The organism is Trueperaceae bacterium (assembly GCA_019454765.1).
Classification (GTDB): domain Bacteria; phylum Deinococcota; class Deinococci; order Deinococcales; family Trueperaceae; genus JAAYYF01.
Map to the genome: position 1 here is coordinate 40,936 of JACFNR010000008.1, position 6,274 is coordinate 47,209.

5 protein-coding genes and 1 pseudogene are annotated in these 6,274 nt (G+C 71.5%); 4 read left to right on the plus strand and 2 right to left on the minus strand.

The annotated features are described in order from the left end of the window. Nucleotides 1-299: 299 nt before the first annotated feature. Nucleotides 300-635 (plus strand): annotated as a pseudogene (locus H3C53_04165) (nucleotidyl transferase AbiEii/AbiGii toxin family protein). Between the two features lie 357 nt (nt 636-992). Here the strand turns inward: H3C53_04165 and H3C53_04170 are convergent. After that, nucleotides 993-1,241: a hypothetical protein gene (locus H3C53_04170; protein MBW7915870.1), complete on the minus strand. Its 249-nt coding sequence runs from the start codon at nt 1,239-1,241 to the stop codon at nt 993-995. A 418-nt stretch (nt 1,242-1,659) separates the two neighbouring features. Here H3C53_04170 and H3C53_04175 point away from each other — a divergent pair, with 418 nt between their 5' ends. Beyond that, nucleotides 1,660-2,187, plus strand: coding sequence for an NUDIX domain-containing protein (locus H3C53_04175; protein MBW7915871.1), 528 nt, complete (start codon nt 1,660-1,662; stop codon nt 2,185-2,187). A 10-nt stretch (nt 2,188-2,197) separates the two neighbouring features. On the opposite strand, the gene H3C53_04180 is transcribed toward H3C53_04175, so the two are convergent. Then, a complete protein-coding gene (locus H3C53_04180; GenBank protein MBW7915872.1) occupies nt 2,198-4,072 on the minus strand; it encodes a transglycosylase SLT domain-containing protein in 1,875 nt (624 codons plus the stop codon). Nucleotides 4,073-4,268: 196 nt separating this feature from the next. On the opposite strand from H3C53_04180, the gene H3C53_04185 reads away from it, so the two are divergent. Together H3C53_04185 and lysS are read left to right on the plus strand one after the other, a co-directional pair. Next, nucleotides 4,269-4,739 (plus strand): GreA/GreB family elongation factor, encoded by a 471-nt coding sequence (locus tag H3C53_04185; GenBank protein MBW7915873.1) that lies wholly within the window; start codon nt 4,269-4,271, stop codon nt 4,737-4,739. Between the two features lie 27 nt (nt 4,740-4,766). Then, nucleotides 4,767-6,257, plus strand: coding sequence for a lysine--tRNA ligase (gene lysS / locus H3C53_04190; GenBank protein ID MBW7915874.1), 1,491 nt, complete (start codon nt 4,767-4,769; stop codon nt 6,255-6,257). The last annotated feature ends 17 nt before the right edge of the window (nt 6,258-6,274 follow it).

A 6,274-nucleotide genomic window follows, 5' to 3' on the forward strand; every position in this document is an offset into this window, starting at 1 on the left:
CCGCGCCACTCGTGACCTGGACCTGAACGTACCGCCACCCCCGTACCTCGACCTGTTAGATGAGCTGCAGGCGGCGGCCGAGCGCGACCTGGGAGACCACTTCAAGTTCAAGGTCAGCGCACCAACCTCGACAGGCATGCTCGCCGGGCCGCCCCAGGGCGGACAACGGTTCAGCGTCGAAGCCCTGCTCGCGGGCCGACGGTTCATGACCTTCCCGCTCGACGTTGGCCAGGGAGACATCACGATCAGGGAGCCCGACCGCATCCAGGGACTAATCGACCTCACCTTCGCCGGCATCGTCACCCCCCCGCTTCCCCGTCTACCCGGTGGAAGACCACTTCGCGGAGAAGCTGCACGCGTACACGGCTCCGCATGCAATCCGCACCCGTGTGAAGGACCTCGTGGACATGATCCTGCTGATCGACAATGGGCTCGAACCCAGCCATCTTCTCCGCGAAAGCATCTCGGCGACCTTCGAACGGTACGCACGACACCCCCTGCCACCAGCGCTGCCACCGCCACCCGCCGAGTGGCAAGAGACATTCCCTCCGCTCGCTCGCGAGGTCGGGCTATCCATTACTAACTCGATCGAAGCCCACGCCTTCGTCGCGGAGTTCCTGACCGGCCTCCTTTAGCGCCCACTCCGATTACGGTGAGGCCTCAGACTCTCCTGCGCCACCACGTCCACTCATCCGTCTATGACCTTGACCCCTTCAAGCTCGAGTGCCCGAACGTGAACTGCTCCAGTTCCTGTGCGACGATTACGGCAAGATGCGCAACTCTGGCATGCTGAGAGACAGTGCGCCTCGCTTCGACGAGATCCTTGCAGTGGTAGCGGTACTCCAGGAGGAAACGAACGCCATCTGCAAGGGCGTCCCGGCAGCCCGAGGGCCTGTCGAGCGTGGCAATGAGGAAACGCTCCAGGCGCTGGACTCACACGGGGGACGCGCCGCCAAGCACGAGCTCGCGCGGTCGTCTGCAACCTGCCCTTGCTAGACCCGATAACCCAAGATCCCCTTCGGGGCGCCGCTCAACCCCGCCACGATCAACAGGATGCCGACGGCGACCCCAAGGCAGGCCGCGACCTCCAGGAAGTTCACGTCCGACAGGAACGGACCGATCGACGCCGTGATGCCCGCATCCACCTTCGTGACCGCGGGCGGGATGACGATAGCCTTGACCACCAGGGCCACGAGCGAGGCGACCAATAACCCCAAGCCCGCATACGCGTAACGCCTCATGACGACCTCCTGCCCGGCCGGAGCGCCACGCCGAGGCACCGCTACGGGGCCGGGTTGGCGCGCGACCACGGCGACCAGGTTAGCGCTGCACGCGGCGCCCGCGGGGACGCGCGTCACAGCGCCCAGGTTCGTCTCCCGTCGGCGAGCGGCCGCCAGTAGCAGGAACACGACCTCCTCGACGTAGCCGCGATTCCACCGGGCCGTCGTGCTCGACGGGTCCCGCCACGGGGGGCTCCTGCTCGTCCCCCGGCCGTCGGCGGCTGCGCCGACGTCGAGATGCTCGTGGCCAAGCGCCACGGCGGCAGCATCGTTCTCGAGTCGCGGCCGGGCGCCACGACCTTCAGGGTCACGCTGCCGCGCCGGCCCCGTTGGGCGGACGCGGTAGCCTGAACGCGTGACGCACCGCCACGACCTGCGGATCGGCGCGGCTCCCGACGACGAGGCCCTCGCCGCCTTCGCCGCCGCCGCCCGCGCCGCCGGGCGCCGCGTGGTGGTGGGCGCCCTCGTCACCGACGGCGCGGGGCGCATCTACGTACAGCGCCGCGGCGCCGAGCGGGCCGTGTTCCCCGGCTGCTGGGACCTGGTGGGCGGTCACCTCGAGGACGGCGAGACGGTGACCGCCGGCCTGGCGCGCGAGGTGCGCGAGGAGACGGGTTGGCGCCTGCGCACCGTCGGACCGGTGGTGGAGGCGCTCGACTGGGAGGCCGGCGGCGTCTCGCGCAGCGAGGTCGACTTCCTGGTCACCGTGGACGGCGACCTGGCTCGGCCTCGCCTCGAGGCCGGCAAGCACGACGCGTGGCGCTGGCTGCGCCCGAGCGACCTGGGGCTCCTGCTCGAGGGGCGCTCGGCCGACGACCGGTGGGTGCACGACGTGGTGGCGCGCGGCTTCGGGCTCCTGACCGCCTGGTGCGCCGAGTCCCCGACGGCAGCGCCGCCGCGCTCCTGACGCGCCGCCCCTACTGCTCGCCCACCGCCGCCAGCGCGGCGGGCACGTCGCCGGCCTCACGAAGGGCGCCGGGCACGTCGCCGGCCTCGCGCAGGGCGCCGGCGGCCCGGCCGGTCAGGCCGGGGTAGAGCACCCGGTAGATGGCGAGGTTCTCATACACGACCTGCAGGTACTCGCGGGTCTCGCTGCGGTCCATCAGGCGGTAGAAGTCGTCGCGGTCCCCCTTGACGACCTCGCCCTCCAGGGTCCGCCTGACGTAGCCCTGGCCGCCGTTGTAGCCGGCGATCGCGAGCTCGACGTCGCCCCCGAAGTAGTCGAGGAGCCAGCGCAGGTACGTGGCCCCGTAACGGATGTTGCTCGCCACGTCGAACGGGTCCGCGGGCTCCTCCTTGCGCAGCTCGGCGATCCAGTCCCACGTTGACGGCACCACCTGCATGAGTCCCTGAGCGTTGGCGCGCGACACGGCCACGGGGCTGAACGCCGACTCCTGCCGCATGACCGCCCACACCAGCGCGGGCTCCAGGTCGTTCTCCACCGCCGCCTCGCCCACGATGTCGGGCCACGCCGGCGGGTAGGCGAGGCGCCAGGCGCGCAGGTCGTCGACGCCGTCGGCCAGCAGCGCCCTGGCGGCGCGCACGCTCTGGCGGTACTCGTCGAGGCTCTGCAGGTCCTCGCCCAGCTGGAGGACGGCGCCTACGTCGCCGGCCGCCTCCGCGTCCCTGAGCGCGAAGAGGAGCTCGCCAACGGCCGAGGTGGGGTCGCCGGCCGTGACCAGCGCGGTGGCGACGGCGGACGCGCGCGCGGCGGCCGGCGAGGCGCCCGCGCCGAGTGCCGCCAGCGTGAAGGCGCCCACCGGGGCCGTGCCGGGGTCGGGCGCGGCCGGCAGCCCGCCGAGCCTGAGCGCGAAGAAGCTTCCCAGCGGCAGCGCGTCGAGGGCGGCGCGTTGCGCGGCCGCGTCGCCAAGGCGTTGCGCCAGCACGTAGGCGCGGTAGGCGGCGTCGTCCGCGTAGGCACTGCCGCCCGCCGCCAGTTCCAGGTAGACGGGGATGGCGTCGGCGTAGCGGCCGGCGTCCTCAAGGAGCTCGGTGGCCAGCCACACCAGGTCGGCGCGGCCCGTCAGGCGCAGGTAACGCACCGCCTCGCCCAGGTCTCCTGCGCGGTTGGCCAACAGGCCGAGGCCGTAGTAGCCGGCGGGCCCCAGCGCCGCGAACGCGCTCTGCGCCTGAGCGTTCTCCCGCAGGTAGTAATGGCACCAGGCGGCGCCGAGGGCGGCCGTGTCGTTGCCCGGGTCGGCGGCGAGCCAGGCGCGGTAGGCGCCGAGGGCCTCGCCGTAGCGGCCCAGCGCCCGCAGCGCGGGCGCCTCGATCGAGGGGGCGGCGAGGCCCCCGAGCGCCTCGAGGGCCGCCTCGTAGCGGCCGGCGTCCAGCAGGCCCGCGGCGCGGCGGTACGGGTCGGTCTCGAGCCGGACGAAGCCCGCCACGGCGGCCGGGTCGGGCATGGCGCTGCGGTAGGCGGAGGTCGCCTTGGCGGTGTCTCCCACCGCCTCGGCGAGCTCGGCGCGCAGCAACTGCAGCCGCACCGTCTCGGCGCGCATGAGCGCGTCGGGGATGCGCAGCTCGAGGGCGCGCTCCAGCGCCGCGAGGCGGAGCCGTGGCGGGAGCTGCGGCCAGGCGGCGAGCTCGCTGGCGGCGGCGTACGCCGCGTAGGAGTCGTCGGCGAACGCCAACCGCTCGAGCGTGGCGGCGTCGCCGGTGGCGCGCGCGGCGCTGAGTTCCGCGTACGGGGCGGGCACCGGGTGGAGCGTCGGGGAGGCGGCAGCGGCGGGTCGCTGCACCGTGCCCGCCAGGAGCGTTAGAAGGGCGAGCAGGACGAGCCGGAACCGCATACCCAAGTGTAAGCACGGCTGGTGGCGGCTGGGTGAGCGGCGGGTGGCACGGGGTCGGCCAGGTGACGCCGCCACCCCGCCCGGTGCGGTAGACTCCTGCCACAGTCGAGCGGCCTTTCGGCTTGTCCTGCAAGGGACAAGCCGCTTGCTAGCGGCTCCACGGGCACGCGCAGCAAACAGAGAAGGAGTACGGAAAATGGCGCTGAGAGTTCGCATCACGCCTGAGGGGTACGAGCGCCTCAAGGCCACCCTGGAACAGGAGTACGCCCGCCTGGCGGAGGCCACCACCATCCTCCAGGAGCTAACGGGGTCGTCGGACGACTACGACGACAGCGGCCTGGAAGAGGCCAAGGCGGAGAAGGCGCGCATCGAGCGGCGCATCGACGAGCTCGAGCTGCAGCTCAACCGCGCGGACGTCATCGAGGGCACCGGCCGGGGCATCGTCGACCTCGGCAGCGTCGTCACGCTCTACGACGTCAAGGCCAAGGACGAGTTCAAGGTCCAGGTCGTGTCGCCCATCGAGGCGGGCGTGCTGGAAGGGGACATCCCCAAGGTCTCCGACGCCTCTCCCCTCGGCAAGGCGCTCATGGGGCGCAACAAGGGGGAGAAGTTCAAGGTGACCACGCAGGGCGGCGTCACGGAGTACGAGCTCCGCGACATCGGCTGACGACGGCCGCCCGGCCCTCCCGACCCGATGACCCTGAAGTCCCTCAACGAACAGCGCGAGCAGCGCCTCCGCAACCTGGAGGCGCTCTCCGAACTCGGCTTCGAGGCGTACCCATACGCCTACCGACCGAGCCACACGTCCACCGAACTGCACCGCCTCCACCCCGCGCCGGAACCGGGCGCGCGCATGGGCGACGAGCGCGTGGTGGTGGCGGGCCGCGTGATGCTGCTGCGCATGCTCGGCAAGCTCACCTTCGCCACGCTGCAAGACGGCGCCGGGCGCATCCAGGTGTCGTTCCAGCGCGACAAGCTGAGTGGCTACGCTGCCCTGAAGAAGGTCGACCTCGGCGACTGGCTGGAGGCGGAGGGCACGCTCTACGCCACGCGCACAGGCGAGCTGACCGTGGACGCCGACGCCTTCAGGCCCCTGGTCAAGAGCCTCCGGCCGCTGCCGGACAAGCACCACGGCCTGAGCGAGAAGGAGGCGCGTTACCGACAGCGCCACCTCGACCTCCTCGTCAACCCCGAGGTCAAGCGCGCCTTCGAGCTGCGCGGTAAGGCCACGAGCTACATCCGGCGCCACCTGGACGGCCTCGGCTTCCTCGAGGTCGAGACCCCCGTCCTGCAGGCGGTGCCGGGCGGCGCGGAGGCGCGCCCGTTCGTCACCCACCACAACGCGCTCGACTTCGACTTCCACCTGCGCATCTCGCTCGAGCTCTACCTCAAGCGCCTGATCGTGGGCGGCTTCGACGCCGTCTACGAGATCGGCCGCAACTTCCGGAACGAGGGCATCAGCTACAAGCACAACCCCGAGTACACGATGCTCGAGCTGTACTGGGCCGGCAAGGACTACCTCGACATCCTCGAGCTGGTCGAGACCATGTACTCGGGGCTGGTGCGCGAGCTGCTCGGCACCACGAAGCTCACGTACCAGGGCGCCGAACTGGACTTCACGCCGCCGTGGCCGCGCGTGGACTACACGGGCGAGCTGGCGGCGCGCGCCGGGATGGACTTCGACCCGCTCGACGAGGCGCGGCTGCGCGCCTGGACGGCCGAGAAGCACCCCGGCGCCGCGGCTGGCGAGCTGCCGTTGGCCGAGAGACCCCTCAACCAGGTGTTCGACAAGCTATACGACATCTACGTCGAACCCAACCTGGTCGGCCCCGTGTTCGTCATGGACCACCCGCTGGCCATAAGCCCGCTCGCCAAGAAGCACCGCAGCCGGCCGGGCCTGGTGGAACGCTTCGAGCCGGTGGCGGTCGGCATGGAGCTGGGCAACGCCTTCAGCGAGCTCAACGACCCGCTCGACCAACGCGCGCGCTTCGAGCAGCAGCAGGCGCTGCGCGACGCCGGCGACGACGAGGCCCAGATGCTCGACGAGGAGTTCCTGGCGGCGCTCGAGCACGGCATGCCACCGACCGGCGGCCTGGGGTTGGGCATCGACCGCCTCGCCATGCTGCTAGCGGACGTGCCGAGCATCAGGGACGTGATCCTCTTCCCGTTGTTGCGGCCCCAGTAGGCCGGCCGCCTTCCGCG

Bases quoted from the DNA above. Each gene is read 5' to 3' on its own strand.
- lysS (MBW7915874.1), top strand. From the start codon at position 4,767: ATGACCCTGAAGTCCCTCAACGAACAGCGCGAGCAGCGCCTCCGCAAC.
- H3C53_04185 (MBW7915873.1), top strand. From the start codon at position 4,269: ATGGCGCTGAGAGTTCGCATCACGCCTGAGGGGTACGAGCGCCTCAAG.
- H3C53_04180 (MBW7915872.1), bottom strand. From the start codon at position 4,072: ATGCGGTTCCGGCTCGTCCTGCTCGCCCTTCTAACGCTCCTGGCGGGC.
- H3C53_04170 (MBW7915870.1), bottom strand. From the start codon at position 1,241: ATGAGGCGTTACGCGTATGCGGGCTTGGGGTTATTGGTCGCCTCGCTC.